This window comes from Cellulomonas cellasea (genome assembly GCF_030372105.1).
GTDB lineage: Bacteria > Actinomycetota > Actinomycetes > Actinomycetales > Cellulomonadaceae > Cellulomonas_A > Cellulomonas_A cellasea_A.
In genome coordinates this window covers 130,144-156,554 of the sequence record NZ_JAUDBQ010000011.1, presented here as the reverse complement: position 1 = coordinate 156,554, position 26,411 = coordinate 130,144, and the positions used below count along the sequence as shown (strand labels likewise).

Annotated in this window: 22 protein-coding genes; 4 read left to right on the top strand and 18 right to left on the bottom strand. The window is 72.9% G+C overall.

Going from position 1 to position 26,411, the window contains the following annotated elements:
• Positions 1–4 precede the first annotated feature (4 nt).
• The 10 genes from QUV83_RS11955 to QUV83_RS11910 all read right to left on the bottom strand — a co-directional run bounded on the left by QUV83_RS11955 (position 5) and on the right by QUV83_RS11910 (position 11,032).
• Positions 5–1,951 carry a putative baseplate assembly protein gene (locus QUV83_RS11955; RefSeq protein ID WP_289564737.1) on the bottom strand — a complete coding sequence of 649 codons (1,947 nt, stop codon included), beginning with the start codon at positions 1,949–1,951 and terminating at the stop codon, positions 5–7.
• Complete coding sequence (locus QUV83_RS11950) at positions 1,951–2,388, bottom strand: GPW/gp25 family protein (RefSeq protein WP_289564736.1); 438 nt, start codon at positions 2,386–2,388, stop codon at positions 1,951–1,953. The genes QUV83_RS11955 and QUV83_RS11950 overlap by 1 nt, the downstream gene beginning before the upstream one ends.
• Positions 2,388–4,193 (bottom strand): phage baseplate assembly protein V, encoded by a 1,806-nt coding sequence (locus QUV83_RS11945; protein WP_289564735.1) that lies wholly within the window; start codon positions 4,191–4,193, stop codon positions 2,388–2,390. The genes QUV83_RS11950 and QUV83_RS11945 overlap by 1 nt, the downstream gene beginning before the upstream one ends.
• Complete coding sequence (locus tag QUV83_RS11940) at positions 4,190–4,846, bottom strand: CIS tube protein (RefSeq protein WP_289564734.1); 657 nt, start codon at positions 4,844–4,846, stop codon at positions 4,190–4,192. Before QUV83_RS11940 ends, QUV83_RS11945 begins: the two co-directional genes overlap by 4 nt.
• A complete protein-coding gene (locus QUV83_RS11935; RefSeq protein WP_289564733.1) occupies positions 4,846–6,048 on the bottom strand; it encodes a hypothetical protein in 1,203 nt (400 codons plus the stop codon). Before QUV83_RS11935 ends, QUV83_RS11940 begins: the two co-directional genes overlap by 1 nt.
• A 1,724-nt stretch (positions 6,049–7,772) precedes the next feature.
• Positions 7,773–8,240, bottom strand: coding sequence for a phage tail protein (locus QUV83_RS11930; RefSeq protein WP_289564732.1), 468 nt, complete (start codon positions 8,238–8,240; stop codon positions 7,773–7,775).
• The gene (locus tag QUV83_RS11925) at positions 8,227–8,406 is read right to left on the bottom strand and encodes a DUF6760 family protein (RefSeq protein ID WP_066589098.1); all 180 of its coding nucleotides are present in this window, start codon (positions 8,404–8,406) and stop codon (positions 8,227–8,229) included. The genes QUV83_RS11930 and QUV83_RS11925 overlap by 14 nt, the downstream gene beginning before the upstream one ends.
• Positions 8,407–8,409: 3 nt before the next feature.
• Positions 8,410–8,919, bottom strand: a complete 510-nt coding sequence (locus tag QUV83_RS11920; protein ID WP_289564731.1) for a hypothetical protein — start codon at positions 8,917–8,919, stop codon at positions 8,410–8,412.
• A gap of 2 nt (positions 8,920–8,921) precedes the next feature.
• Complete coding sequence (locus QUV83_RS11915) at positions 8,922–9,401, bottom strand: phage tail protein (protein ID WP_066589093.1); 480 nt, start codon at positions 9,399–9,401, stop codon at positions 8,922–8,924.
• Between the two features lie 62 nt (positions 9,402–9,463).
• On the bottom strand, positions 9,464–11,032 hold the full coding sequence (locus QUV83_RS11910; protein ID WP_289564730.1) for a phage tail sheath family protein: 1,569 nt from the start codon (positions 11,030–11,032) through the stop codon (positions 9,464–9,466).
• A 309-nt stretch (positions 11,033–11,341) separates the two neighbouring features.
• Here QUV83_RS11910 and QUV83_RS11905 point away from each other — a divergent pair, with 309 nt between their 5' ends.
• Positions 11,342–13,918 (top strand): helix-turn-helix domain-containing protein, encoded by a 2,577-nt coding sequence (locus QUV83_RS11905; protein ID WP_289564729.1) that lies wholly within the window; start codon positions 11,342–11,344, stop codon positions 13,916–13,918.
• A gap of 133 nt (positions 13,919–14,051) precedes the next feature.
• On the opposite strand, the gene QUV83_RS11900 is transcribed toward QUV83_RS11905, so the two are convergent.
• The 5 genes from QUV83_RS11900 to ctaE all read right to left on the bottom strand — a co-directional run bounded on the left by QUV83_RS11900 (position 14,052) and on the right by ctaE (position 19,051).
• Positions 14,052–14,678 carry a superoxide dismutase gene (locus QUV83_RS11900; RefSeq protein WP_289564728.1) on the bottom strand — a complete coding sequence of 209 codons (627 nt, stop codon included), beginning with the start codon at positions 14,676–14,678 and terminating at the stop codon, positions 14,052–14,054.
• A gap of 125 nt (positions 14,679–14,803) precedes the next feature.
• Positions 14,804–16,519, bottom strand: coding sequence for a cytochrome bc1 complex cytochrome b subunit (gene qcrB, locus QUV83_RS11895; RefSeq protein ID WP_289564727.1), 1,716 nt, complete (start codon positions 16,517–16,519; stop codon positions 14,804–14,806).
• Positions 16,516–17,556 carry a cytochrome bc1 complex Rieske iron-sulfur subunit gene (gene qcrA / locus QUV83_RS11890; protein ID WP_436231910.1) on the bottom strand — a complete coding sequence of 347 codons (1,041 nt, stop codon included), beginning with the start codon at positions 17,554–17,556 and terminating at the stop codon, positions 16,516–16,518. Before qcrA ends, qcrB begins: the two co-directional genes overlap by 4 nt.
• Positions 17,553–18,338, bottom strand: coding sequence for a cytochrome bc1 complex diheme cytochrome c subunit (gene qcrC / locus QUV83_RS11885; RefSeq protein WP_289564726.1), 786 nt, complete (start codon positions 18,336–18,338; stop codon positions 17,553–17,555). Before qcrC ends, qcrA begins: the two co-directional genes overlap by 4 nt.
• A 65-nt stretch (positions 18,339–18,403) precedes the next feature.
• The gene (gene ctaE / locus QUV83_RS11880) at positions 18,404–19,051 is read right to left on the bottom strand and encodes an aa3-type cytochrome oxidase subunit III (protein WP_289564725.1); all 648 of its coding nucleotides are present in this window, start codon (positions 19,049–19,051) and stop codon (positions 18,404–18,406) included.
• Positions 19,052–19,223: 172 nt separating this feature from the next.
• Between ctaE and QUV83_RS11875 the strand changes: the two genes are divergently transcribed.
• Both QUV83_RS11875 and trpD read left to right on the top strand, forming a co-directional pair.
• Positions 19,224–19,658, top strand: coding sequence for a hypothetical protein (locus QUV83_RS11875; protein WP_289564724.1), 435 nt, complete (start codon positions 19,224–19,226; stop codon positions 19,656–19,658).
• The gene (trpD, locus tag QUV83_RS11870; protein WP_289564723.1) at positions 19,658–20,710 is read left to right on the top strand and encodes an anthranilate phosphoribosyltransferase; all 1,053 of its coding nucleotides are present in this window, start codon (positions 19,658–19,660) and stop codon (positions 20,708–20,710) included. The genes QUV83_RS11875 and trpD overlap by 1 nt, the downstream gene beginning before the upstream one ends.
• Before the next feature lie 51 nt (positions 20,711–20,761).
• On the opposite strand, the gene QUV83_RS11865 is transcribed toward trpD, so the two are convergent.
• Together QUV83_RS11865 and QUV83_RS11860 are read right to left on the bottom strand one after the other, a co-directional pair.
• Positions 20,762–21,043 (bottom strand): Lrp/AsnC family transcriptional regulator, encoded by a 282-nt coding sequence (locus QUV83_RS11865; protein ID WP_289564722.1) that lies wholly within the window; start codon positions 21,041–21,043, stop codon positions 20,762–20,764.
• A 7-nt stretch (positions 21,044–21,050) separates the two neighbouring features.
• Positions 21,051–22,919 carry a DEDD exonuclease domain-containing protein gene (locus QUV83_RS11860; protein WP_289564721.1) on the bottom strand — a complete coding sequence of 623 codons (1,869 nt, stop codon included), beginning with the start codon at positions 22,917–22,919 and terminating at the stop codon, positions 21,051–21,053.
• A gap of 119 nt (positions 22,920–23,038) precedes the next feature.
• Here QUV83_RS11860 and QUV83_RS11855 point away from each other — a divergent pair, with 119 nt between their 5' ends.
• The gene (locus QUV83_RS11855) at positions 23,039–24,382 is read left to right on the top strand and encodes an NYN domain-containing protein (protein ID WP_289564720.1); all 1,344 of its coding nucleotides are present in this window, start codon (positions 23,039–23,041) and stop codon (positions 24,380–24,382) included.
• Positions 24,383–24,496: 114 nt separating this feature from the next.
• On the opposite strand, the gene QUV83_RS11850 is transcribed toward QUV83_RS11855, so the two are convergent.
• Complete coding sequence (locus tag QUV83_RS11850) at positions 24,497–26,320, bottom strand: AMP-dependent synthetase/ligase (protein ID WP_289564719.1); 1,824 nt, start codon at positions 26,318–26,320, stop codon at positions 24,497–24,499.
• Between the last annotated feature and the right edge of the window lie 91 nt (positions 26,321–26,411).

The window sequence follows — 26,411 nt, the reverse complement described above, 5'->3', positions numbered from 1 at the left end:
CGCCTCACTTGACCACGACCTGGTGCGCGGCCGAGAGGAACAGGGCATGCGGCTCGAGTCGCAGCGCGTCGCGGCCCAGGCCCACCCGGCGCCCGTTGCGCAGGTCATAGGCGAAGAGCTGGACCTCGTCCACGCGCTCCACGCCCTCGACGGCCTCGACGAGCTGTGCCACGACGGCGGCGGTCAGGTCGGCCTCGAACGGCCAGCCCGTGCCGTCAGGCCCCCCGGTGAGCGGGTGCACGTAGCGGTGCAGCACGCCCAGCACGCGGTCGCGCACCAGCGGCAGCGGCCGCCCCGGCAGCGCGCGGACCAGCGCGGCGATGCTGACGCCCTGGTAGAACGGCGTGCCGACCTCCACAGCCACCCCCACGGGCCGCCGCTCGTCGAGCACCGAGCACACCCGGTCGAGGAGGTGGTCCGGCAGCGCGAAGTCGTCGATGACGTGCCCGCGCGGGTCGCCGGCGACGCGCGGGACGACGAGCACCCGCACTGGCTGGCGCCCGTCGGCGGACGGCAGGCAGCGCGCCCGCGCGACCTCGGTGGACGTCTCGTGGGTGATCCGCTCGTAGTCCTTCGCCGTCACCGCGCGCATCCCGGTGCGCAGCATCAACGGGCCGCGCACCTTCGCCTCGTCCACGGACTCGGGGTCCACGCCGCCCGTCGCCGGGCGCAGGTTCGTCACCGACGTGACCATCGGCACGGTGGAGCGCAGCGCGGTGAGGGTGCCCGATCCGACGTTGCCCACCGCGCCGCCGCCGTGCCGGTAGCCCGTGACGGCGATCTCCGCGCCGTCCGCCGGGATGGCGCCGTGCTGGCGCACCGTCCCGTCGGGGTAGCGCACGCGGGGGCCGAAGCGGACCTCGCCGGTGGACGAGTCCCACACGACGTGCAGGTCGCCGGGCCCCGACTCGGCGAAGTCCGGCACCTCCTGCCACACCGTCGCGGTGTCGTGGGTGATGACGCGCACCGCCTCGCCGTCCCGGCGCCGGGCGACGGGCCGGCGGGACACGGTGAAGCGCTGGGCGGGGGAGCCGTCGGAGCGGCCGAGGTGCTCGGCGGGCGCCGCCGCCGCGTGCTCGGCCGGCGTGGTGACGCCCACGGCGTGCGCGTTGAGCGAGTGCAGCCGCGGCGAGGCCTCGTACGTGGGCTGCCCCGGCGCCGGGTGCGTCAGGCGGGCGCGCAGCCAGTACGCGCCGGCCCCCGCCAGGGTGAGCGGCTGGTGGACGGGGGGCATGACGAGCGTGATCGAGCCGTCCCGGTTGAGCCCGCCCGTGGTGTCCTCATGGACCTGGGCGGCGACCCAGCCCTCACCGGACCACACCTCCCAGGCGAGCGGCGGGTTGCGCGGGTCGACGCCGATGCCCTCCGCGTCCGCCTCGACGTCCATGCGCAGCACGAGGCCGGCGAGGGACTCCGCGAAGCCGAGCAGCAGGCCGTCCCCGGGGGTCAGCGGCGCCGACGGGAAGACCGTCACCGCGTGCCCGGGGTAGCGCAGGTCGCCGAGCGCGTCGAGGGCCTCGCCCGTGTGCGCGTGCGCCGTGTGGGCCGCGACGAGCGTGGGAGGGCTGACGACGGCCTCCGCGATGGTGGCGAACACGATGGGCTCCTGGGCGCCGTCGGCCCCGGTGGCCACCTGCGTCCCGGCGGGCACCACCACGGGCCGGTCGGAGACCGCCGACAGCCAGAACGTCAGGTCGGCGCCCGCCACCGACGCGGGGAACGGCTCGACGCCCACGAGGTTGAGGAAGTGCACGTACAGCCGCTCCGGCACCTGGTTGACGCGGAACAGCACCATCTCGCTCATCCAGGCGAACAGCTCGATGAGCGCCACGCCCGGATCGGACACGTTGTGGTTGGTCCACTCCGGGGTGAAGCGCGGGATGAGCCGCTTCGTCTCGTCGACGATGTCCTGGAAGGACCTGTCGTCGAGGTGGGGCGGGGGAAGCGGCATCAGTGCTCCTCGTGCGGGATGACGTAGAACGGGTACACGAGGTTGCGCCGGCTGTTCGTGGACACCACGCGGTACGTGATGCGGACGTGGACGAGCGACGGCACGTCCTCGTCCTGCACGGGCTCGACGTCCTCGACGATGGCTCTCGGCTCCCATTGGGCCAGCGCGTCGCGCACGGCCTCGCTGATCAGGCCGAGCAGGTTCGCGGTGACGGGCTCGAAGAGCAGGTCCCAGATGCGGCAGCCGAACTGCGGCCGCATGAGCCGCTCCCCGGGCGCCGTGAGCAGGATGAGGCGGATCGAGCGGTCGATGTCCTCGGGGCCGTGCGTGAGCTTGATCGAGCCCGCGTGGTCCACCTGCAATGGCCAGCTGAACCCGCGCCCGATGAACGACGCGGCCTGGTCGACGGCGCCGCCGGGGGATGTGGTGGCGTCCATCAGTTGATCTGCACCATCGCTCCCTTGATCACTGCCGGGCCGCCGGACTCCATCGCGACCTTGCCCGAGCCCTTGATGTCGACGGTGGCGCCCGACGCCTTGAGTCCGCCCGACGCCGCGATCTCCACCGTGGCGCCCGACAACGACAGCTTCTCCTTCGCCTTGACGGCGATCGACGTGCCCTGGAGGGCGATCGCGCCCTTCCCGTCGAGGGTGATCGTCGACGAGCCCACAGTGACCGTCAGCGGGACGCCGTCGGGCAGCCTCAGGTGGGCCTTGTCCTGGCCGAGCCGCAGGCTGTGCTTCTTGCCCGCGAGCTCGAGCAGCACATGCTGCGCGGCCTCCTGCGAGCCGTCGCCCAGCTCGATGACATGGCCCAGGCGCGAGGTCAGGCGCCGCGCGACCACCTTGCCGTCCTCGACGGTGCCCTCCGGCCCGCGCACGCCCTTGCCGAACAGTCCGCCCAGCACCACGGGCCGGCGGACGTCGCCCGACTCGAACCCGACGAGCACCTCGTCGCCGACCTCGGGGATGGACACGAGCCCGCGCACGGCGCCGCCGCCGATCGCCGCCACCCGCGCCCACGTGGACTCCACGGTCGCCGAGAGGCCCACGAGCTGCACACGCACCCGTCCCAACTGCGCGGGGTCCTTGATGTCGGTGACCTGGCCCACGGCCAGCCCGGCGTGCGCGAAGCTGCCGACCCCGGCCGATCCCGCGCCCGCGAGCGAGTCGTACACCTGGCTGGCGGGCTGGTCGCCCGCCGTGAACTGCGTGGTGAAGCCGCGGGCGTCGTAGGCGTGCACGACCTCCTGCACCTGGTACGTGCCCGATGACGGGCCCGCGTCGACCACCGTGACCGAGCCGCCCGGCCGCAGCGCCGCCTGCACCGGGCCCCGGCCCCGCGCCAGCACACTGCCGGCCGCGCGCAGCCGCGCCTTGGCCAGCGCGGCGGCCTCGGTGGCGCTCGCGGGGGCGCCGGACGCGTCCAGGATCTCGCCGCCCTGGACGGAGGAGAGGCTGAACTTCTTCCCGATGCGGCTCGACCCAGCCGCGCCGTCCGCCTGCTCCACCGACTCCACGGGCTGCTGCTCGAGGGGATCCCACCCGCGCACCCGCACGCTCGACGGGGCTCCAGCGGTGAGCTGCACGGTGAAGTCGCTCAGCGTCGCGCCGAGCCGCACCTCCACGTCGCCGCCGCCTGGCCGCGCCGCGCCAGAGCCCGACGTGCGGGGCCAGACGTGGAAGACGCCGTCGTCCACGACCCAGTCCTGCCCGGTGCGGCGCGTCAGCTCGTCGACGAACGCCAGGTCCGAGTCGGTCTGCAGCACGTACGCCTGCGTGTCGCCGCCGTCGCGCGTGAGCGAGACCTTCGCCTGCGGGGTCACGACCTTGCGGATGATGTCGTCGTACGTCATCTCCAGGTACGTCGCCGCGGAGGTCGACCGCGCGAGCGACGCGGCGACGTCCTCGACCACGACCTTGAGCTCGGAGGCTCCAGCCCCCCGCTGCTCGACGCTGACGCCGCTCACCTTCCCGGTGAACACCCGCACCAGGCTGCTGCTGCCGCGCGTCGCGGCCAGGACGTCGACGGTGCTGCCCAGCAGGAGCCGCGGCTTCGAGGACAGCGCATAGCCGCGGTCGGCGAAGCGCAGCGTGCAACGCCCGACGGTGCGCACGCCCACCTGCACGCGCAGCTCGGTGAGCGCCGACGCCCAGTCGTCCGGCAGCAGGGACCCGTCGACCTTGACGTGTGGCGCCAGGCGCGTGCCCGTCTCGGCGGGGAGGTCGTCGACGGCGCTCATGCGTCCATCCGGGGGATGGACAGCAGCGTGCCCGCGCGCAGCTCGAGCGGGTCGGCGATGCCGTTCGCGGAGGCCAGCAGACGCCAGCGCGTCGAGTCGCCGTAGTAGCGGGCCGAGATGCGGTCGAGGGTCTCCCCGGCCTGCACCCGGTGCACACGGTGCGGCTGCGGGGTGCCCGACGTCGGGTTCTGCGGCCCGAAGGCGCGCGACGGCTCGTACTGCCGCATCGTCAGGTCGAGCGTCCCCCGCAGCGGCGTGCCCGTCGAGGAGAAGTACGTGAACGTCAGCGCCAGGTCGGAGATGACCGCGCGGAACGAGTGCAGCTCGCCCCAGTGGAACGTCACATACGGCGGACGCGCGTTGCGGGAGGCCTCATCGGTGCCGGGCAGCGAGGGGTCGACCTCCATCAGCTCGAGGATCTTGCCGGTGTACCGCGTCACCGGGGCGCCATCGTCCGTCGTGTCGAAGAACAGCTCGACGCGCATCCACCCCGGGTTGGCGCCCGCGTACTGCAGGCGTGGCACGCCACGGCCTGGCATCCGGTGCGCATGCCAGTCGTTGCTCCGCGTGATCTCCAGCTGCGCCGGGTTGAACAGGCACGGCAGCCGGTCGCCGGTCTCGATCTCCAGGAACGCCTTCTCGGGCCCGGCCATCAGAACACCCCCCGCCCGGCGCGGTGCGCGCGCCGCTCGACCTCGTCGGACAGCCGCGCCTCGACCCGGTCGACGACGGCGTCGACGATCCGCGCCATCGTCGCCTCGTCCAGCCCGGCGGCGGACGCGGGCGCGGGGGCCGCGGACCGGGGGAGCGGAGGTGCGTCGGCCAGAGCGTGCGACATCGGGGCCTGCCTCTCGGGGGTCGTGGTGGGTGCGTCCATCAGCCAGGCCATCGCCGCCCGGTCCAGGGACCGGCGCACAGTGGCGCTCGTGCCGGGTGAGCCGCCGGCGGACGCCCGCGCGATCGCGGGGACGGGAGGGGGCGCGTTGACTGCGCCGTTGGGGAGCGCGCCGCCGACACGGGCCGTCGTGGCCGTGCGGGCTGGGGTCGCGCCGCGTGGCGGGGCGACGGCGGATGACGCCAGCAGGCCGCCCAGGAGCGGCGACCGGCGCAGCGTCCCCTGCTCGGCGTGCCGGGCGCGACCGGGCCGCCCGGCGGGCACGTCGTGGTGAGTGGCGTCCGGAACGCCGTTGACGCTGGCGAGGGTCTCACGGCTGGCGCGGGGTTTGGCCGCCCACGCCGGGCCCTGGGAGGCTCGGGTCGCGGGCGTCGACTGAGCCATTGTCGGGGGCGTCTCGGTGGCGTGAGTGGCGGCGACCGGCCATCCGGCGGCGGTCGGTCGCCGCGTGGCCTGCATGCTGGCTCGAGAACCCGACGTCGGAGCCGCCACGCGCTGCCCCGGAGCGCCCGCGAACGAGCGCAGCGGGCCCGCTGCGCCGATCCGGCGGCGCAGCACGCCGCGCACGCCCACGTGCGCTCCGGTCCCGCGCGTCCCGATCCCGAGGGTGGCTGCGCCGACTGGTGCGCTGCCGTGTGCCGCGGCGCTGTTCCCGATGGCGTGGCCGACCGGGCCGTCGCCGCCGATCCGGCGTCCGTCGAGCGCGGCTGGGAGGAACGCCCGTTGGACGGACCGGCCCGCGACTCGGGCTCCGGCCGTGCGGGCTGCCGGCTCCGCGGGGTGCTGGGCGACGACGTGAGAACCGCTGAGCGGGGCGGCGGCGCGGAGCAGACGCACCGGTGGCGTCGCGGTGAGGAGGCTGGGGGTCGAGCGGGCCACCGCGGCGGTCAGGGTCGACGCGCTCGCCCTGGGAAGGGCCACCGCGGGGCTGCTGGTGGACTGCTGGTCCGATGCGGGCATGACCGCCGCCATCCCGGCGCCGGTCTCGGAGCCGGGGCTCGCCAAGGCGACGGGCCGAGTTGCTGGGACGGGCTGAGCGGATGCCGCTGACCCGGCGAGTGCGGTACGCCCAGCGACTGCGGCTGGCCCAGCGGGCGCGGCGGCGTGTGGCGGCGGCGCCGCGTTCGCGGTGAGCGGTGAGCGGGAGATCAGGGCAGGACTCGGAGTGGCCAGGCCGGCGACTGCCGCGCGGGACATCGCCGCGGGTGACGCCGCCGCGGCGGCAGCGCTCGACGCCCGAGCCGGTGTGCCCGGTGTCATGGCGTGCTCGTCGACGGGCCTCGGGCGGAGGCGGTCGGCGACGGCGACGGCCGTCGAGGGGGTCGGGGCCACCCCTGTCGGCGCGGCGGGTCGAAGCTCGACGGCGGGGCGCGCCACCGGCGACCACAGACGTCGGACATGTGTGAGCGGGCGGGCGGGGGCGAGTGGACGCCGCAGCCCCTGCGGTGACGGCATCTGCGGTGAGGTCGTCTGCGCTGAGGGCGCCGCAGCGGCCGAGACCGCGGGCGCCGCGGCATCGGCGGAGGCCAGTGCCTGGCTGTGCACGGCCTCGGCTGTCGGGGGGCCGCCTGCGGGCGCGCTCGGGGTCGACGTGGCAGACGCGGGCGTCCGGCGCAGCGTGTCTGCCGCGCCTCCGGGCCCTTGCTGGCCCACGGCGGACGCTCCTCCGGCGGTGGAGCCCGAAGGGGACCTCCGGGCGGCCGCCGACGGTGACTCCGAGTGGGTCGGCTGTGTCGACGGCGCCGCAGGCACGGCGGAGGGCCGCGTGGCCTGGATCGAGCCGGGCATCGCCTCGGCTCCGCTCACCGCGGGCTGCCCGCCGACCGCGCCGGATCGAGCAGTCTGAGCGGCCTGAGCGGCGACCGTGGCCTGGGGAGCCGGGCTGAGGACGTCACGCACCTGGGCGCGACGCGCCAGCAGCGCCCCACGGCCCAGCACACCCGTGGCCGCGCGGGGTGAGCCGACGGCCCCCTGCCGGGCGGTCGGCACGGCTGCGCGTCCCGTGGCGGGACTCCGCCGCACGACACCGGCGCTCGTGGCGCCTGTCGGTGAGGCCTGTGGGCGGGGGAGCGCGGCGGGGGACCTGGGCCCAGCGGCGTGGCTCGCCGCGGGCTGCCCGTGCCCAGTCCCCGAGTGCCGCCCCGGCGCTGAGCCCTCGCCGCCGGGCGGTCGACCGGGTCCGGACGGTCCAGCGGCCCTGGGCGGCACGGAGCGCCGCCGGGTGTCCTGGGAGACGACCATCGGGCCCGCGGCCGTGACCTCCGCGGGCAGCCGGACGGGCAGCGTGGTGGGCCGCGCCGTGGTGGGCGTGCGGCCGGGAGCCCTGCGGACCGGATCGGGGGCGTGCTGCTCGACCCTGCGCGGATCCAGGCCGGTGGCCTGCGCTTGTGGGGTCCACCATCGCGGCGGGGCCATCCCGTCGGCCAGGCGCGGGGCGCGCAGCGTCGTGGGGCCCGCCAGCGCGCGTCGCACCGTCGCGGTCTGCTGCATGGCGCCGACGAACCGCGTGGACGAGGCCGCGAGACCGCCCACGAGCGGGGTGCGACGGCGCCCGGCCCGTGGTCCCGGACGGCGCATCCGCCCGGCGATCGCCCGGCCCAGCACGGTCCGCGGGTCGGGCGCGCCCGGTCCCGCCTGCGCGGGGTCCAGGCCGGCCGACTCGTTCCCCTGAGGGGATGCCTCGGTCATGACGTCTTCGCCCGGAAGCCGTTGTGCGCGACCTCGAGGCGCTCGACGAGCTGCTCCTCACGATCCACGTCGAAGGCGGGGCCCTCCCAGCGCACCGCGAAGACGCCCTGCAGCTCCCAGGCGCGCAGCCGCTCGCCCGTGTAGCTGATGGCTGTCACGGCGCCCGTGCTCCGGGTCAGCTTGTTCCCCCGCGCGGCGAAGTTCTCGCCCGCGGAGTTCGCGACCCAGGTGAACAGCGCGTCGGACTCGATGAGCCCGCGCTCGAACACGAGGTTGGGCCAGCGCAGCACCCCGGGCAGCTTGTGGGCGTACCCGTTCTGGCCGCCCTCGACGTACTCCTCGACGCCCACCGTGAGCTCGAGGCCGCGCAGCGAGCGGAAGGTGCCGATCTCCACGCCGTCCACCTCGAACAGGAAGAGCGCACTGCTGGTCGGCTCGCCGCCCAGCACCTCAGCTGCCGGCATGGTCGCGCACCGCCTCCCACGCTCGTTCGTTCAGAGATGACACGGCCCGGACCATCCGGACCCTGTCGAGGTGCTCGAGGTCGAGCAGGTCACCGAGGGGCCAGTGCAGGTGGTACGCGAGGTACGCGATCTCCTGCCACAGCGCCTCCGACGGGTAGCGCAGCATCTGTCACCGACCGTCTGCGGGGATCTCCTCGATCGCCGCACGTCCTTGCCGGACGTAGGCGACGTCGGAGCTCACCCGGCCAGCGCCGCCGACGGCGTCGGCCACCGGCTCCGCGGGCGCGGGCTCCGCCTCGACGGGCTCCGCGACGGCGACAGGCGCCACGGGACCGCTGACGGGGCCCGAGCTCGCGCCCTGCGCCGCCATCAGCTCCTCGTACTCCGCTTGGGAGCCGAAGTTGATGACGCCGTAGAAGTCCTGCAGGAACGCCAGGTCGACGGCGAACAGGCCCTCGATGTCACGCGCGGTGACGAGCTCCATCGTGCCGAGGCGCTCGACGACGCGCGCGAGCACCACGACCGTCAGCCGCGGGTCGTCCGGGCCGTCGATCATCGGGTCGCGCAGCGGCTCCAGCTCGTCCCGCGCGGTCGCCAGGCGCATCGTGCCGGTGCGGTGCACCGTCCCGTGCGCGTCGACGTACCCGCGGGGGAGCGTGAAGTCGTACTTGGTCTGCATGGTCACTTGACGCGCTCGAGCCGTTCGATGACGAGCGTGATGCTCTCCTTGACGACGTCGGTGCTCTCGACGTTGAGCTGGTCCGTGGAGATCTTGCTCGGCCAGGAGTTGAAGAAGTTGAACCGGGCGACCTCGTTGCGGGCCGTGTCGTACAGCACGATCGAGCCGTTCTTGCGCTGGCCGGCGCGGTCGGTGGCCACCAGGCCGGTGCCGCGGATCTCGTTGAACCACGTCCACAGCTTGTCGGACGTCGAGTCCAGCGGGGCCACGCGCGAGAGCTGCAGGTCGGAGGTCTGGGTGGCGCTGCCGAGGCCCTTGACCTCCTGCAGCACACCGCCCGATCCGGACTGCTTGGAGCGGCTCACGCTCACCTCGATGTCCAGGCCCGCGACGCTGATGAGCGTCGAGATGACCTCGCCGTCGATCTCCAGGAAGAAGTTCTGCGCCACGATCGGGTCATTGGTGAACAGTCCGTCGACCACTGTTGCTCCTCAGGTTGAGATGGGGGCCGCGGGCCCGGTGGTCCGGGCCCGCGGGGCGTCGGTCAGTTGGCCGACTGCTTGTTCTGGCTGATCCGGAAGACGACGAACTCGGCCGGCTTGACGGGCGCCAGGCCCACCTCCACCACGAGCTTCCCGGCGTCGATCGACTCGGGGGTGTTGATCGAGGCATCGCACTTGACGTAGTACGCCTCGTTGGCGCTCGACCCGAACAGTGCGCCGGCCTGCCACAGGCCGTGCAGGTAGCCGCTCAGGGTGCGGTTGACGCCCTCCCAGAGCTTGACGTCGTTCGGCTCGAAGACCGCCCACTGGGTGCCCTCCATGATGGTCGACTCGACCATGTTGAACAGGCGGCGCACGTTGATGTACTGCCAGTCGGTGTCCGACGTCAGGGTGCGGGCGCCCCAGATGCGGATGCCCCGGGTGCCGAACGGGCGGATGCAGTTGATGCCGACGGGGTTGAGCAGCGACTGCTCGTTCTGCGTGATGGAGCGCTCGACGTCCAGGACGCCGCGGATCGTGTCGTTGGCAGGGGCCTTCCACACGCCGCGCGTGTCGTCGGTGCGCGCCCACACGCCGGCGACGTGGCCGGACGGCGGGATGAGCACCTCGGCGTCGCCGCTGGTCGCCGCCGGGTTCTCGACCTTGATCCACGGGTAGTAGAGGGTCGCGAACTGCGAGTCGTACATGGCCTCCTCGGAGCGCCACGCCTTGATCTGCTGCGGGCCCATCCCGGGGGGAGCGTCGAGGATCGCCATGCGGTTGGGGTGCTGCTCGCAGTGCGCGATCAGCGCCGTCTGCACGGCCTTCCACAGGCCCAGGTCGAGCGTGCCGTCGGCCCGCGTGGCTGCGGTGACCAGGTCGGGGACGATGACCATCGTCACGTCGTCGGCCACGGCGAGGCCGTTGATGCCGGTGCGCGCCGACTCCGAGCCGGCGAACTTGCGGCCGGTGACGGGGACCGGCACGGGCGCGGCCTTCTCGAGGGCGTAGGCGCCCGGCTTGAGCAGCTCGAGCTGGCTCTGCAGGTCCACGGCCTCGTCGAGCTTCACGCTGACCTTGACGCGCGTCGACGTCGCGTTGATCACCGTCGCGGCGTCACGGGGGCCGCCCAGGGACAGGCCGGGGTACGACTCGACGGTCTCGTCGCCCTGCACGATGGAGATCGTGAAGGCCGAGGGGCCCTCCGCGTCGGCGCCGCCGTCCTCCGACGCCACCACGACGGTGAGGTCGGCGTCGGGCTCGATGCTCTCCACGGCGACGGGCAGGCCCAGCGCGCGGTCCGCGGCGGGCAGCGCGCGGCGCGCGGGCTCGCCGGCCGGGTCGACATTCGGCACGCGGACGATGTACGCCATCGAGCCGCCGTTGAGGAAGAAGCCGTACACCGACAGCGGCAGCACGGCTCCGTCGACGAAGCCGCCGTACAGGTTCTCGTACTGCGTCCAGCTCGTCACGAGCCGCGGCGCCAGGCCCTGCGGGTCGTTCGGGTCGTCGCTCGGGGCGCGCTCGGTGAAGCCGACGAAGGCGGCGACAGCAGTGGGCGCCGAGGCGAGCACCTTCTGCGACGAGGGCACCTCCTCGACATACACGCCAGGTGCGGTGTAGGTGGGCACGGACACTCCCTCACGATCGGTGGTCTGCACGGGCGCGGCGCGGCGCCGGGCAGGCTGGGCTCATGGTTCAGGAATGGACGTTAGGCGCCGGGGCGCCGCCCTCACATCGGTAATCGCTACGCAGTTCGAAGAGGTGAGCGTCAAGGACTCAAGTCGGGCCCTCGGGGCACCGATGAGTCCGATGGGGGAGTGCTCGTTTTCGCAACGTTTCCAAGGAGCTCGAACATGGTCTACGGCGCCCCCATCCAGGCACCGCGGACAACCCTCATCCCGACGCAGCGCTCAGTTCCCGCGCCAGAGTCGCGTGCCGTGCGCGGCGAGCTGGTCGAGCAGGTCCAGGCGACCACCCGGCAGGGGCGCAGCGTCCTGCTGGTGAGCGCGCCCGGCATGGGTGCGACCTTCCTCGCGCGCAAGGCAGTCGAGGGCCTGGTCTCGTCCGGCCACCCAGGCGACGCGTTCGTGCTGCAGGGCTCGCCATCCGTCGGCGAGTCCGCCCTGGCGCCCGTCGCCACCCTGTTCGGCGTCGACCTCGCCGGCGCCGTCGACGACGCCGCGGCGGCCCGTGAGATCGCCCAGGCGCTCACGGCCCGCACCGACGCTGGCAAGCCGGCCCCGGTCGTCAGAGTCGAGGACCTGCACCTGCTGGACGCCGCGACCTCGCGGATGCTCGCCTGGATGGCACGGCAGCGGACGATCACGCTCGTCGCCACCGCGCGACCCTCCACAGCCCGCCTCTCGCCGTGGCGGGAGCTGTGGAAGGACGGCTGCGTCCAACGAGTCGACGTGCAGCCCTTCGACCGCACCGAGACCGCCGACTTCCTGGTCCAGGCGCTCGGCGGCCCGGTCTCCGCCGATCTGGTCATGCGGGTGTGGCAGCTCACGCACGGCTCGGTGTTCCTGGTGCACGAGCTCCTGACGCATGAGGTCGACGCCGGGCGCATGGTCTCCAGCGGCGGCGCCTGGCAGTGGATCGGCAGCGTTCAGCCCGGCCCCCGGCTGCTGGACGTCGTGCACGGCGGCCTGGAGCAGGTCGGCCCACTGGAGCGTCGCGCACTCGAGGTCACGGCACTGGCGGGGGCCGTCGGGCTCGACGTGCTCGGCGAGCTCGGCGCCTCCGATCCGGTCGCCGGCCTGCTGCTCGACGGGGTGCTGGAGCTCGTGCCCGAAACTGAGGGCTTGGGGCGGCTCGTGCCGGTCGTGCGGTGGCGGGCCCCGATCGCCGCGGCGGCGGTCCGGGAGCTGGTGCCCTGGCCACAGCGCCAGGAGCACCTCAAGGCGCTGGGACGCACCTCGTACGACCCCGAGCAGACGGGTGAGGGGATCATCCAGTGGGCCACCTGGTCGCTCGAGTGCGGCGAACGGGTCTCGGTGGCCCGGCTGAGGGTCGCCGCCGAGCTCGCCGCGCACGGCGGGGTGCATGAGTCGGTGGTGCGCTTGACCACCGTCGGCCTCGACGCCGTCGCCGACATGCAGGTGCTGGATCGTGTCCGCCTCCTGCGCACCCGGTCGAGCGCCCACGGCTTCCAAGGGGTCGCGGACCTCGCCCGGGTCGACCTCGAGGCGGCGCTGCGCGAGCTCACTCGCGCGGAGGCGAAGGACGGCGACTGGTCCGAGCACCGGGTGGACCTGGCCCGGCGGCTCGCGAACCTCGAGCTCGTCTATGCCGACTCGGTCGACGCGGCGGTGGCCGCCATCGACGCGGCCGTGGCAGACCTGGCCGGCCTCGAGGGCGTTCCCGCCGCGGTGGAAGGGCTCAGGGAGTTGGCCGCCGAGCGGCTCGTCATGCTCGGATACGGGGGGCGCTTCACGGAGCAGCTCAGTCCTGCCACCGAGATGCTGATGGCGGGCAAGAGCGGAGACGTCGCCCGCTTCCCCCTCGTCACCCCGGTGATGCTCGGCCTGGGGCAGGCGGGTCAGTTCGCCGTCGCGCGCGCAGTCGACATGCGCTACGCGGCTGTCGTCGGCGCCGCCGGACGCGTGTACCCGTGGGCCCGCGCCGAGCTGCTCGGGTGGCGGACCCTGCTGGCGGTGTGGGCGGGGGAGCTGTCCAGCGCGCGCGAGCACCTCGCCCAGATCAGGTCCGGCGCCGGGCTTCTTCGCATGGACCGTTGCCTGGACCACCTGGCGGAGGGGATGGTCGCGGCCGCGGATGGACGCTGGTCGGTGGCCCGCAACGAGTTGCGCACCGCGAACTCGCGGTCGCCGCTGCGCGACGACGGGAGCCTCACCGCCCTCACCCTGGCCTACGAGGCCCTGGCGAGCGCGGCGGTGGGCGACGCCCCGGCGACCCGGGAGCTCATCGAGCGCATCCGGCGCACGCCGCTGCGCAGGGCCCGCGCCATGCAGGCCGAGATCCGGTTGGTGCTGCTGGACGCTGCCGCGTGGTCGCATGCCCCGGACCTGGAGGCGCAGGCGGTGGCACTGGCGTCGTGGGCGGCCGGCCAGGGCATGCACCGGGTGGAGGCCGAGGCCCTGCATCGCGCGATCCGAGCGCGCAGCCAGCGCGGCGCGCTCCCGGGCTCGAGCGCCGCGGACACGGCGCGCGCCCTGGGGCGGCTGCGCGAGCTCACCGCGGGCATCGGCAGTGAGCGCGCTCTGGCGATGCTGGACCATGCCGAGGCGATGGCCTCAGGAGACGAGGCGCTCGTCGTGGCGCGGGCCGCGGCGCTCGGCAACGTCGGGCTGTGGCTCCCGAGCGCGAGCCAGAAGGTGGAGCTGACCCGCCGGGAGCGGGAGATCGCGGGCCTGGCCGCCGCAGGGCTGAGCAGCAAGGTCATCGCCGAGCGGCTGTTCCTGTCGGTGCGCACCGTCGACAGCCACCTCGCGCGGGTCTTCGCCAAGCTGGGCCTGCACAGCAGGGCCGAGCTCGCGCAGCATCTCGGCTGACCACTGACGCGGCCTCATGGCCAGCGCCCCGGAGACAGACGACGGGCGCCGGCGGCCTGGTGGCCGCCGGCGCCCGTCGCGGACGTCTCGCCCAGCGCTGAGAACTCAGCGCTGACAGCTCAGCGCGGGTGGATCAGCGGGGGATGATCAGACCAGCGGTCTGGGTCCGCGCGCGGTCGAACCGTGCGGCGGCGTCCTCCCAGTTGACGATGTTCCACCAGGCCTTGATGTAGTCAGCCTTGACGTTGACGTAGTCGAGGTAGAACGCGTGCTCCCACATGTCGAGAAGCACGATCGGGACCAGGCCGAGCGCGATGTTGCTCTGCTGGTCGTAGAGCTGCACGACGATGAGGCGCTCGCCGATGGAGTCCCACGCGAGGATCGACCAGCCGGAGCCCTGGATGCCCGCCGCGTTCGCCGCGAAGTGCTTCTGGAACGCGTCGAACGAGCCGAAGAACTCGTCGATGGCGGCGGCCAGCTCGCCGGTGGGACGGTCGCCCCCGTTCGGGGAGAGGTTGAGCCAGAACGCGGAGTGGTTGACGTGCCCACCCAGGTTGAACGCGAGGTTCTTCTCGTGCAGGTTCACCGAGGAGAGGTCGCCGGACTCGCGGGCCTCAGCCAGCTTCTCGAGCGCGGTGTTCGCCCCCGCGACGTACGCGGCGTGGTGCTTGTCGTGGTGCAGCTCCATGATGCGCCCGGAGATGTGCGGCTCGAGTGCCGCGTAGTCGTAGGGCAGATCCGGGAGTGTGTAGTCAGCCATGCGTGATGCCTCTCCTACCTCAGGTCGCAGCAGCGCTGCGAGACGTCGGGGGTGAACCGTCGATATGCCGAGCGGGCGCACCCGGCAGGGTGCGCCCGCTCAGACAGGACAACTCTGGACCAGCCTCAGTGATTCCGCCCGTCGGTCTCCGTCTCAGCGGCCGGACGGGAGCCGACCTCCGACGTGACCTGGGCGTTCGCCGTCTCCGGTCCGGTGAGCGTGTCGTGCTCGCCGTGCGAGTGCGCGGCGGCGAGCTCGGCGGGGGTGACCGCCTCGACCCGGTCCTCGAAGAAGACCCGCGACACGCGCTGCTTGAGCCGGTCGAGGCGGTAGCCCTTGCGGCGGACCCCACGGGAGTCCTCCGCCGGCTCGATCTCGAGCGGGCGAGGCGAGTCGTAGCTGACCAGCAGCCACTGCTCGTACTCGTCGAGCGGGCGGTGCACCTCGATGTACTCGCCGTGCGCGAAGCGCACGATGCGTCCGGTCTCATGGCCGTGCAGCACCAGCTCGCGGTCCTTGCGCTGCAGGCTGAGGCAGATCCGCTTCGTCACCCAGAACGCGAAGGCGGGCCCGACGAACAGCAGGATCCGGAACACCCACGTGATGTCGTTGAGCGACATCTTGAACTGGGTCGCGATGAGGTCGTTCGCCCCGGCGAGCACCAGCACGACGAATGCCGTCAGGAAGGCCACGCCGAATGCGGTGCGGAACGGCGCGTTGCGCGGGCGGTCGAGCAGGTGGTGCTCCCGCTTGTCCTTGGTCACGGCCGCCTCGATGAACGGGTAGGCGGCAATGGCCGTGAACAGGATGCCCGGCACCACCATGGCGGGGATGAGCACGTTGAGCGACAGCGTGTAGCCGCCGATCACGTACTCGGTCTGCCCGGGCATGAGCCGTAGCGCGCCTTCGAGGAAGAGCATGTACCAGTCGGGCTGGGCTCCTGCGGACACCGGTGACGGGTCGTAGGGGCCGTAGTTCCAGACCGGGTTGATCGTCATCGTGGCCGCCATGAGGGCGATCACGCCGAAGACGATGAAGAAGAAGCCGCCAGCCTTCGCGGCGTACACCGGGAAGACGGGGTAGCCGACGACGTTCTGGTTGGTGCGGCCCGGCCCGGGGTACTGCGTGTGCTTGTGCAGCACCACGAAGAACAGGTGCAGCCCGATCATCGCCAGGATCAGCCCTGGCACGAGCAGGATGTGCACCGTGAACAGGCGCGGGATGATGTCGGTCCCCGGGAACTCGCCGCCGAAGACGAAGAACGACACGTAGCTGCCGATGATCGGGATCGCCTTGATGACCCCGTCGGTGATGCGCAGGCCGTTGCCGGAGAGCACGTCGTCCGGCAGGGAGTAGCCGGAGAATCCGGCGGCCAGGCCCAGGATCATCAGCACGAAGCCGACAACCCAGTTGACCTCGCGGGGCTTGCGGAACGCACCCGTGAAGAACACGCGCATCATGTGCGTGACGATCGCGGCCATGAACAGCAGCGCCGCCCAGTGGTGGATCTGCCGCATCAGGAGGCCGCCGCGCACCTCGAAGGACAGCCGCAGCGTGGACGCGAACGCCTGGGACATCTCCACGCCGTCCATCGCCGCCCACGGGCCGTGGTAGTGCGTCTCGCCCATGCTCGGCACGAAGAACAGCGTCAGGAACACGCCCGAGATCAGCAGCACGACGAAGCTGTAGAGGGCGATCTCGCCGAGCATGAACGACCAGTGGTCGGGGAAGATCTTCCGCGCGAACTCCTTGACCGCGGTGCCGACGCCGGTCCGCTGGTCGAGGTAGTCGGCGGTGCCGGAGGCCGCCCGCGCTCCACGGGTCGGAGTGGTGGTGCTCACTTGAGGCGCTCCCAGAAGCTCGGGCCGACAGGTTCGTGGAAGTCGGACTGCGCCACCAGGTAGCCCTCGTCGTCGACCTCGATGGGAAGCTGGGGCAGAGCGCGCTTCGCGGGGCCGAACACGACCTTGGCGCCGTCGGCGACGTCGAACGTCGACTGGTGGCACGGGCACAGCAGATGGTGCGTCTGCTGCTCGTACAACGCTACGGGGCATCCGACGTGGGTGCAGATCTTGGAGTACGCGACGATGCCGTCGTACGACCAGCCCTTGCGCTCCTCGGACTCCTTCAGGTCCCGCGGGTCGAGGCGCACCAGGAGCACCACGGCCTTGGCCTTCTGGTTGAGGCGGTCCTCGACCGGGACCTCCTCGAGGTTCTCGGGGATCACGTGGAAGACCGAGCCGATGGTGACGTCGGCGGCCTTGATGGGCCGTCCGGCGGGGTCGGTGGTCAGCTTGACGCCCTTGCGCCAGATGGTGTGCTTGAGCCGCGCGACGTCCCACGTCCCGCCGACGTCGCCGATGAGCGGGACGGCGATGGCGAGCGGGAACAACGCGAGCGATGTCACGGCCGCGCCCTTGAGGACGCCACGGCGCCCGATGCCGGAGTCGGCGGCGCCTTCCTTGAGCATGTCGACCGCCACCGCGCGGGTCTCGTCCGAGCTGCGCTGCTGGTGGCGCATCTCGACCTTCTCGTGGTCGTTCATGAGCGTCTTGGCCCAGTGCACGGCCGCGGTGCCGATGCCGATGAGGCTGAGGAAGAGGCCGAACCCGATGAGGAAGTTCGACAGGCGCATGCTGGAGGGCGTCTCGCCCGGGGGCACCAGCGCCCACGCGACGATGGCGCCGATGGTGCCGATGATCGACAGGGTGAACAGGAAGACGACCTGGCGCTCGGCGCGCTTGGCCGCCGCCGGGTGGAGGTCGGCCTGCCGCGGCTTGTGCGGCGGGAGGCCCGGGTTCTGGAAGTGGGTCACAGGGGCGGAGCCCTCGTGCGCCACGACCTCGTCGCCGTGGCCGGGGTTCTGCTGCGTGCTCACGAGGACTTGGCTCCGATCCAGACGGTCGCTCCGATGAGCAGGCCGATTCCAACGACCCACACCCACAGGCCTTCACTGACCGGCCCGAGGGAGCCGAGGTTGATGCCGCCGGGGGAGGGCTCGCGCTGCGCGTCGATGTACGCGATCACGTCGCGCTTCTCCTCGGACGTGAGGTTCGCGTCGCTGAACACGGGCATGGACTGCGGGCCCGTGGCCATCGCCTCGTAGATGTGCGTGTTCGTGGTCTCCAGCAGGGACGGCGCGTACTTGCCCTCGGAGAGGGCTCCGCCGGCGCCGACCGCGTTGTGGCACATGGCGCAGTTGGTGCGGAACAAGGCCATGCCGTTGGCGACGTCGCCCTTGCTCGGGTCGACCTGGTCGGCGACCGGGATGCCCGGGCCGGCGCCCAGCGAGGCCACGTAGGCGGCGAGCTGCGCGGTCTGCTCGGCGTTGAACTGGACGGGCTTGGCCTCGGCCTGCGGGCCGGAGATCGCCATCGGCATCCGGCCAGTGCCGACCTGGAAGTCCACGGACGCGGCGCCGACGCCGATCAGGGACGGGGCGCTCCCCGTCCCCTCCCCGGTCGGGCCATGGCACGTGGCGCAGTTGGCCTGGAAGAGCTTGTCGCCGGCCTCGATGTCGTTCGCGCTGGCCGCCGAGTCGGCTGCGTCAGCCGACGTCGGCGCCAGCACGGCGTACAGCGCGCCGGTTGCCAGCAGCGCCAGCAGGAGCAGCACGACCGGCGCATGCCGGTGGTGCCTGCGGGCTGCAAGTGCTTTCACGGATCGTTCCTCGTCTCGCACGGTGGGTCAGGGTTCGAATACGGGGTGGCGCCAGGCGCCACTGGTCACTGCAGCATGTAGATGACCGCGAACAGCGCGATCCACACGACGTCGACGAAGTGCCAGTAGTACGAGGTGACGATCGCCGTCGTCGCCTCGTGGTGGCCGAACCGCTTCGCGGAGAACGAGCGGCCGAGAAGGAAGAGGAACGCGATGAGGCCGCCCACCACGTGCAGACCGTGGAATCCGGTCGCGAGGTAGAAGACCGAGCCGTACGGGCTCGAGGAGATCGTGAGGCCGTGCTCGACGAGCTCGGCGTATTCGAACACCTGGCCCGCCACGAACACCGAGCCCATGACGAAGGTCAGGGTCATCCACTCGTTCATGCCCCAGCGGTGCACCTGCAGCAGGCTGCCGGTTCGCACGGGCTGGAATCGCTCGGCGGCCCAGACGCCCATCTGGCAGGTCACCGAGGACAGCACGAGGACCGTGGTGTTGGCCAGGGCGAACGGCAGCGAGAGCAGCTCGGTCTGGACCGCCCACTCGTCGGGCACCGCTGCCCGGATCGTGAAGTACATGGCGAAGAGGCCCGCGAAGAACATGAGCTCGCTGGCGAGCCACACGATGGTCCCGACAGAAACGGGATTCGGGCGGTTGACGCTCAGATGAGCTGAGGTGCTGGGAGCAGCCGTTGCAGTCGACACGTCGGCCATTATGGCCTAGACCACGTCCGCATGGGTCGTTAGACCTAGGCGCGGCGCGCGTTAAATGTCACACCGTCAGTTTCCGGGCCCGTTCGGCGCGGATGCTTGTGGTCTGCGCGTCAGTGGGGTTGGGCATGCCAAGATGCCCCTGAAGGCACGTCGAGACGAATGAGGAAGCACCATGAGCACGGTCGAGCCGCTGGACCCGCACAGCGAGGAGAAGGGCAATGCCCCTCGCATCCTCCTCTACAGCGACGACGTCGACGCCCGGCAGGAGGTCCTCCTGGCCGTCGGGCGGCGCCTGGGCCGCGGGGCGCCCGACATCGAGTGGGTCGAGGTCGCGTCCCCCGCAGCGGTGATCACCGAGGCGTCCACGGGCCGCTACGACCTCCTCGTGCTCGACGGCGAGGCCGCCAAGACCGGCGGCATGGGCGTGTCGCGCCAGCTCAAGGACGAGGTCTACAACTGCCCGCCGGTGCTGCTGCTGACCGGGCGCCCGCAGGACGCGTGGCTCGCGTCCTGGTCCAACGCCGACGCGGTGCTCAGCCGGCCCCTGGACCCCGAGGACCTGCAGCGCGCAGTGGCGAGGCTCGTCGCTGAGCGGGCCACCGCCTGATGAGCGTCGCCGCGACGTGGTCCGACCTCCTCACCGCCCTGGTCGCCGGGCATGACCTCGATCGCGAGCAGACCTCCTGGGCGATGAGCGAGATCATGGGCGGCGAGGCGTCCCCGGCCCGTGTGGCGGGGTTCCTCGTCGCCTTGCGCGCCAAGGGCGAGACGGTCGAGGAGCTCACGGCCCTGGCCGACACGATGCTGGCGCACGCCCAGCTCATCGAGGTGCCTGGTCGCTGTGTCGACATCGTCGGCACCGGCGGGGACCGCGCGCACACCGTGAACATCTCCTCGATGGCGGCCCTCGTCATCGCGGGCGCCGGGCTGCGCGTGGTCAAGCACGGGAATCGCGCGGCCTCGTCGTCCACCGGGACGGCCGACGTCCTGGAGGAGCTGGGCATCCGGCTGGACCTGCCCGTCGCGCGCGTGCAGGAGTTGGCCGCCGAGGTCGGCATCACGTTCTTGTTCGCGCAGGTGTTCCACCCGGCCATGCGGCATGCGGCAGTCCCACGCCGCGAGCTCGGCATCGCCACCGCGTTCAACTTCCTGGGCCCGCTCACCAACCCGGCGCGCCCCGCCGTCACGGCGATCGGCGTGACGGACGCGCGGATGGCCGGCCTGGTCGCTGGCGTGCTCGCCGGACGCGGGACCAGCGCGCTGGTGTTCCGTGGGCCGGACGGCCTGGACGAGCTGGCGCCGACGGGCGTGTCCCAGGTGTGGGAGGTCCGCGACGGCGAGGTGGCCGAGCACACGCTCGACGCCGTGGCCGACCTGGGCCTCACCCCCGTGCGGGTCGAGGACCTGCGGGGCGGGGACCCGGCGGTCAACGCGGGTGTGTTCCGGGAGGTGCTGGCCGGCGACAAGGTCCCCGCGCGCGAGACGGTGTTGCTGAACGCGGCGGGCGCGCTGGTCGCGGACGGCACCCTGCCGGGGCTGGCGCAGGGCACGCTCGTCGAGCGGTTCTCCACGGCCCTCGGCCTCGCCACCGCGGCCATCGACTCCGGGGCCGCGGCCGACGCGCTCGAGCGGTGGCGCTCCGCCTCCTCGGCGGGCTGAGCGCCACCTGCCAGACCGTCAGCAGGCTGTCAGAGGGGTGTCAGCCGGGCGTCAGTCCTCGATGCCGAGGGCGAAAGCCTGTGACAGGTCCTGCTGCGAGTACGTGCGGAACGCGATGAAGGTCTGCGTCCGGATGACGCCCTGGACCTTGCTGACGTGGTCGGCGATGACGTCTGCGAGCTGCTCGTGCTCACGCACTCGGACGACGGCGATGAGGTCGACGCCACCGGTGACGGAGTAGACCTCGCTCACCCCGGGGACCTCGGCGATCGCCGCGGCGACCTCGGGGATGCGTGCGGCTTCGGTGTCGATGTGGACGATCGCTGTCAGCATGCGGCCATCATGCCGCGTCAGCGGCGCCGACGCCCACCGCCTCGCCCGGCGCCTCGGCCGTGTCGTCGAGGGGGCCGGGCTGGTGGGCGAGGCCGGCGATGTGGTCCGCGACGAGCCCCGCGACAGTGGCGGGCTCCTCCAGGAGAGCCTGGGAGCCTCGCACCGGGCATGCCCATCCCCCCTCGGCGCGCACGAGCCGCACTCCGGGGGACTCGAGCCAGCCGAGTATCAGGTCGGCCTCCTCGGGGTGGGCCGCGGGCGCCGGCGGCACTGGCGGGGCGACGTGCTCGCCGGTGAGGCTCAGCGCGTGGATCGCGGGCCAGGGATCGGCGCCCCGGGTGGTGGTCGTCGTCCCGGCGAGCCGCCCGTGGCGGACGAGCACGACCTCCCACCCGCCCACATCCCGGGGGCGGGCGGCGACGAGCTCGGGGCACCGGGCGAGGGGTTCGAGCCGTTGGGCGCGGCTGGCGCCCCGCAGGAAGGTCGTGAGCTGGTCGCGCATCCCGGCGGCCTCCTCGAAGCGCTCGCGCGCCACCAGGGCGGCGATGCGCGCTGCATGCGCCCGGACGACCGGCTCGGGGTCGCCGAGCATCGCCGCGCTCACGGCGGCGACGGTCTCGGCGTAGTCGGCCGGGGCCTGGCCGCCGACGCACGGCGCGCCGCACCGGCCCATCCCCGCCAGCGCGCACGAGCTCGCGCCACTGGCGGGCGCCAGGGGCAGGCGTCGCGAGCATTGGCGGATGGGGAACGCCTCATGCAGCGCGTCGACGGCGGCCTGCGCGGCGGCCCGTGAGGCGAAGGGGCCGATGTGGCTTGCCGGCGCCGCCTGCGGGGCGTCGGGGCGCACCTCGCGCACCACTGTGAGCCGGGGGTACGCCTCGGCGGTCAGCCGCACCCACGGCATGCGCTCGGGGAACCGCGACCGGCGGTTGTAGCGCGGGGAGTGCTCGGCGATGAGGCGCAGCTCGCGCACGCGGGCCTCCAACGGCGTCGCGCACACCACGGGGGTCACGGCGTGCGCGATCTGGACCATCTCCGCCATCCGGCGGCGCTTCTCCGAGGCGGTGAAGTAGGTGCGCACACGGGCGCGCAGCGACGTGGTGGAGGTGCCGACGTACAGCACCTCGTCGCCCGGCCCGCGGAACATGTAGACGCCGGGTGCGTCGGGCAGGCCGTCCGCCAGGTGGCGTTTGCGGCGGACTGCCGATGGCACCGGGTCGGCCGCCGTCGCCAGGTCCTCCAAGTGGGTCACGCCCAGCGGGGCGAGTCGTCCGAGCAGGGCGTGCAGCACGTCGACGGTGGCGCGCGCGTCCGATAGCGCCCGGTGGTCGGGGGTCACCGTCGCGTGGAAGAGCGCGGCCAGCGTGCCGAGCTTGTGATTGGGGGCCTCGTCGCGGGTGACGACCGCGCGGGCGAGACGCACGGTGTCGACGACCTGTGGGGACGGCCATGGATGATGCGTCTGGGCGGCCGCGGCCTTGAGGAACCCGATGTCGAAGGGCGCGTTGTGGGCGACGAGCACCGCACCGCGCGCGAACTCCAGGAAGCTCGGCAGCACCTCCTCGATGCGTGGGGCCTCCACCACCATCGCTGTGGTGATGCCGGTCAGCACGGAGATGAACGCGGGGATCGGGCCGCCGGGGTTCACCAGGGTCTGGAACTCGCCGAGCACCTCGCCGCCACGGACTTTCACCGCGCCGATCTCCGTGATGGCCGAGCCCTGCGGGGCGCTGCCGGTGGTCTCGAGGTCCACGACCACGAACGTGACCTCTGACAGCGGGACGCCCAGTTCGTCGAGCGCGAGCTGGACCGGGCTCCCGGGGTGGGGGAGCGCTAGGTCGGCGCGCGCCGGGCCGGTGGGCGGGAAGGGCGGCATGCCGCGCACGTTATCCGCAGGCACTGACAGCGTTGACGACGCTCACGGTCACGGCGCCGTCGCCGACCGGCCGCACGCCCGGCGCCGCCGGTCGGCGCGAGCACGCCTAGGGTGAGCGCATGAGCGAGGACGTGACCGACGGACAGGGCGCTGACCTGCCCGGACCGGTGCGGGCAGCGCTCGTGCGCACCGCGGCCGAGGTGCTCGGGCAGATGGACCCGAAGGACGTCCCGGTCGCACTGCGCCAGGTCCAGCGGTTCGCGCCGCGTCGCAGGCCCAGCGCCGGCGCCGCGCCGCTCTGGCATGCGCTGCGCCATGACGACGCGTTCCGCGGCCGGGTCGCGCGGGTGTGGAGCCATGCGCGGCCCGAGCTCGCCGACGCGATCGCGGCCGGCCGTGCCGACGAGCCCGCCGACGGCGAGGCGCCGGCCGCCGACCCCGCGGAGGTCGCGATCGGCGCCTGGCTGCTGCGCCCCGACGGCTGGGAGTCCATCGTCCGCGGGGCCGCCGCCGAGGTCGCCGACGACGACGGCGAGTCGCCCGACCGGCCCGTCCAGGCCGTCCTCGACACGCTGGCCCGCCGTGCGGAGCGCGCTGAGCAGGAGGCGGCCCGCCTGTCCGCGAGCCTCGGCGCGGCCCGGCTCGAGGCCTCCGCCGCGCAGGACGAGGCCGCAGTGCTCCGGCGTGAGCAGCGCCGGCTGCGCTCCGACGCGGACCGGGCGCGCAGCGAGGCCCGGCAGGCCCTCGCCGAGGCGCAGGCCGCGCGCCTCGAGGCGCAGGCGCTGCGCGAGCAGGCGGGAGCGGAGCTGGCAGCCGCGGCGGCCGAGCGGCGGGCGGCTGAGTCTGAGCGCGCCGCGATGCGCGGCGAGGCGCGGGTCGCGCAGGGCGTCGCGTCGTCGCGGGCCCGGCTGCTCCTCGACACGGTCGTCGACGCGGGGGCCGCGCTCCGGCATGAGCTCGGGCTGCCGCCGGTCGAGGTGCGCCCCGCCGACACCGTCGCGTCGCGCGCGCAGGAGCCCGTCAGGCGCCCGACGTCACGGGGCCGCGAGGTGCACGACCCGGCGCTGCTGGACGACCTCCTGGGGCTTCCCCACGCCCACCTCGTCGTCGACGGCTACAACGTCTCGAAGGCGGCCTACCCGCAGCTCGCGCTCGCCGAGCAGCGGCGCCGGCTGCTCGACGCGCTGGCGAACATCGCCTCGCGCACCGGCGTGGAGGTCACCTGCTGCTTCGACGGCCAGCCGGGCCACACCGGCGCCGCGGCCGCGCCCCGGAACGTGCGGGCGCTGTTCTCCGTGGGGGAGATCGCGGACGACCTGATCCGCCAGATCGTGCGGGCCGAGCCGCCGGGCCGGGTGGTCGTGGTGGTCACCAGCGACCAGGAGGTCGCCTCGGACGTCCAGGCGGCTGGCGCCTGGGCCGTGCCCTCCCAGACGCTGCTGGCCCGCCTCGCACGCCTGTGAGCCCGTCCAGCCAGGCATGACGAGGGCCTCGCGCCGGTGCTGGCGCGAGGCCCTCGTCATGCAGTGGCCGCCGACGGGTCCCACCGGGATGGTGGGCTGGCGGTCACGCGGCAGTCACTGCCCGCCGACCACGGCCCCGTCGTAGAGCGCGTCGATCTCCCCGGCGAAGTCCTTGACGACCTGGGCGCGGCGCACGCTCAGCTTCGGCGTGAGATACCCGTTCGCGATCGTCAGGTCGGTGTCGAGGATGCGGTACTTGCGGATCGACTCGGCACGCGAGACGGCCCGGTTGGCCCGCTCGACGCCCTTCTGGATGGACGCCAGCACCTCGGGGTCCACGGACGCCTCCGCCACGGTCATCTCGGCGCGCCCATGGGCCAGCAGCCAGCCCGGCAGGCCCTCGGGGTCGATCGTCACCAGGGCGCCGATGAACGGGCGCGCGTCGCCGACGACGACGACCTGGCTGATCAGCGGGTGGCTGCGGAGCCGGTCCTCGAGCACCGCGGGAGCGACGTTCTTGCCCGCCGCTGTGACGATGATCTCCTTCTTGCGCCCCGTGATCTGCAGGAAGCCGTCATCGTCCAGGGCCCCGAGGTCGCCGGTGCGGAACCAGCCGTCGTTGAACGCCTCGGCGGTCGCGGCCTCGTTGTGGTGGTACCCGAGGAAGACGTGCGGCCCCTTCACCTCGACCTCGCCGTCAGGGGCTATCCGCACGGCCGTCCCCGGCAGCGGGATGCCGACGCTGCCGATCTTGGTGGCGCCGGGCCGGTTCACCGTGGACGGCGCCGTGGTCTCCGTCAGGCCGTAGCCCTCGAGCACCTTGAGGCCGATGCCACGGTAGAAGTGGCCCAGCCGCTCGCCGAGCGCGGCTCCGCCGGAGATGGCCCACTCGACCTGCCCGCCGAGGGCGGTGCGCAGCTTCGAGTACACCAGCACGCTCGCGACCTTGTGCTGCAGCCGCAGGCCGATGCTCGGGCCCTTCGGGGTGTCCAGCGCGCGGGAGTACGCGATCGACGTCGCGGCGGCCCACAGGAAGATCTTCTGCTTGCCGCCGGCGGCGGCCTTCTGCTCGGTGGAGTTGTAGACCTTCTCGAACACGCGCGGCACGGACAGGATGAACGTGGGCCTGAACGACGCGAGGTCGGGGAGCAGGTTCTTGGTGTCCGGGGTGTGCGCGAGCACGCAGCCCGCCGGCACGCACAGCACCTCGACGAAGCGCGCGAAGACGTGTGCGAGCGGCATGAAGAGCAGCGTGCGGGAGCCGGGTGTGCGCACGACCTCGCCCAGGCCCTCGACCGAGTTCCGCGTGAGGACGACGAAGTTGCCGTGGGTCAGCTCGGCGCCCTTGGGGCGGCCGGTGGTGCCCGAGGTGTAGATGATCGTGGCGACGTCCGCGAGGTTGGCCAGGCCGCGGCGGCGCGCGATCTCGGCGTCGTCGACGCCCGTGCCGGCGGCGCGCAACGCCTCCACGGCGCCGTCGTCGATCACCAGCACCTCGCGCAGGCTCGGCAGGTCCGCGCGGACCTCGGCGACGGTCTCGGCATGGTGGGCCGACTCGACGACGAGGAACGAGACGTCCGCGTCGGTCGCGATCCACATGACCTGCTCAGCCGACGACGTCTCGTACACCGGGACGACGACGGCTCCGACGGCCCACATCGCCCAGTCCAGCAGCGTCCACTCGTACCGCGTGCGCGACATGATCCCGACCCGGTCGCCCGGCTGGATCCCGTGCGCGACCAGGCCCTTGGCGATCGACACCACGTCGGCGTCGAACTGCCGCGCCGTGACCTGCACCCACGGGCCCGGGCCGTCGGCGTCGAGCTTGCGCTCGATCATCACACCGTCCGGCGAGCCGGCGACCCGCGCCGCGAGCAGGTTGTTGATGTTCTCGTCGGGATCGACCTCGACGAGGGCAGGTGAGTGGAACTCGTCCATGCTGACTCCAGTGGCAGTTGGGCGCGATGCTACGGATCGCACACTACCGGGACCTTGGTACCGCCCGGTTACATCTTCCACCCGCTAATCT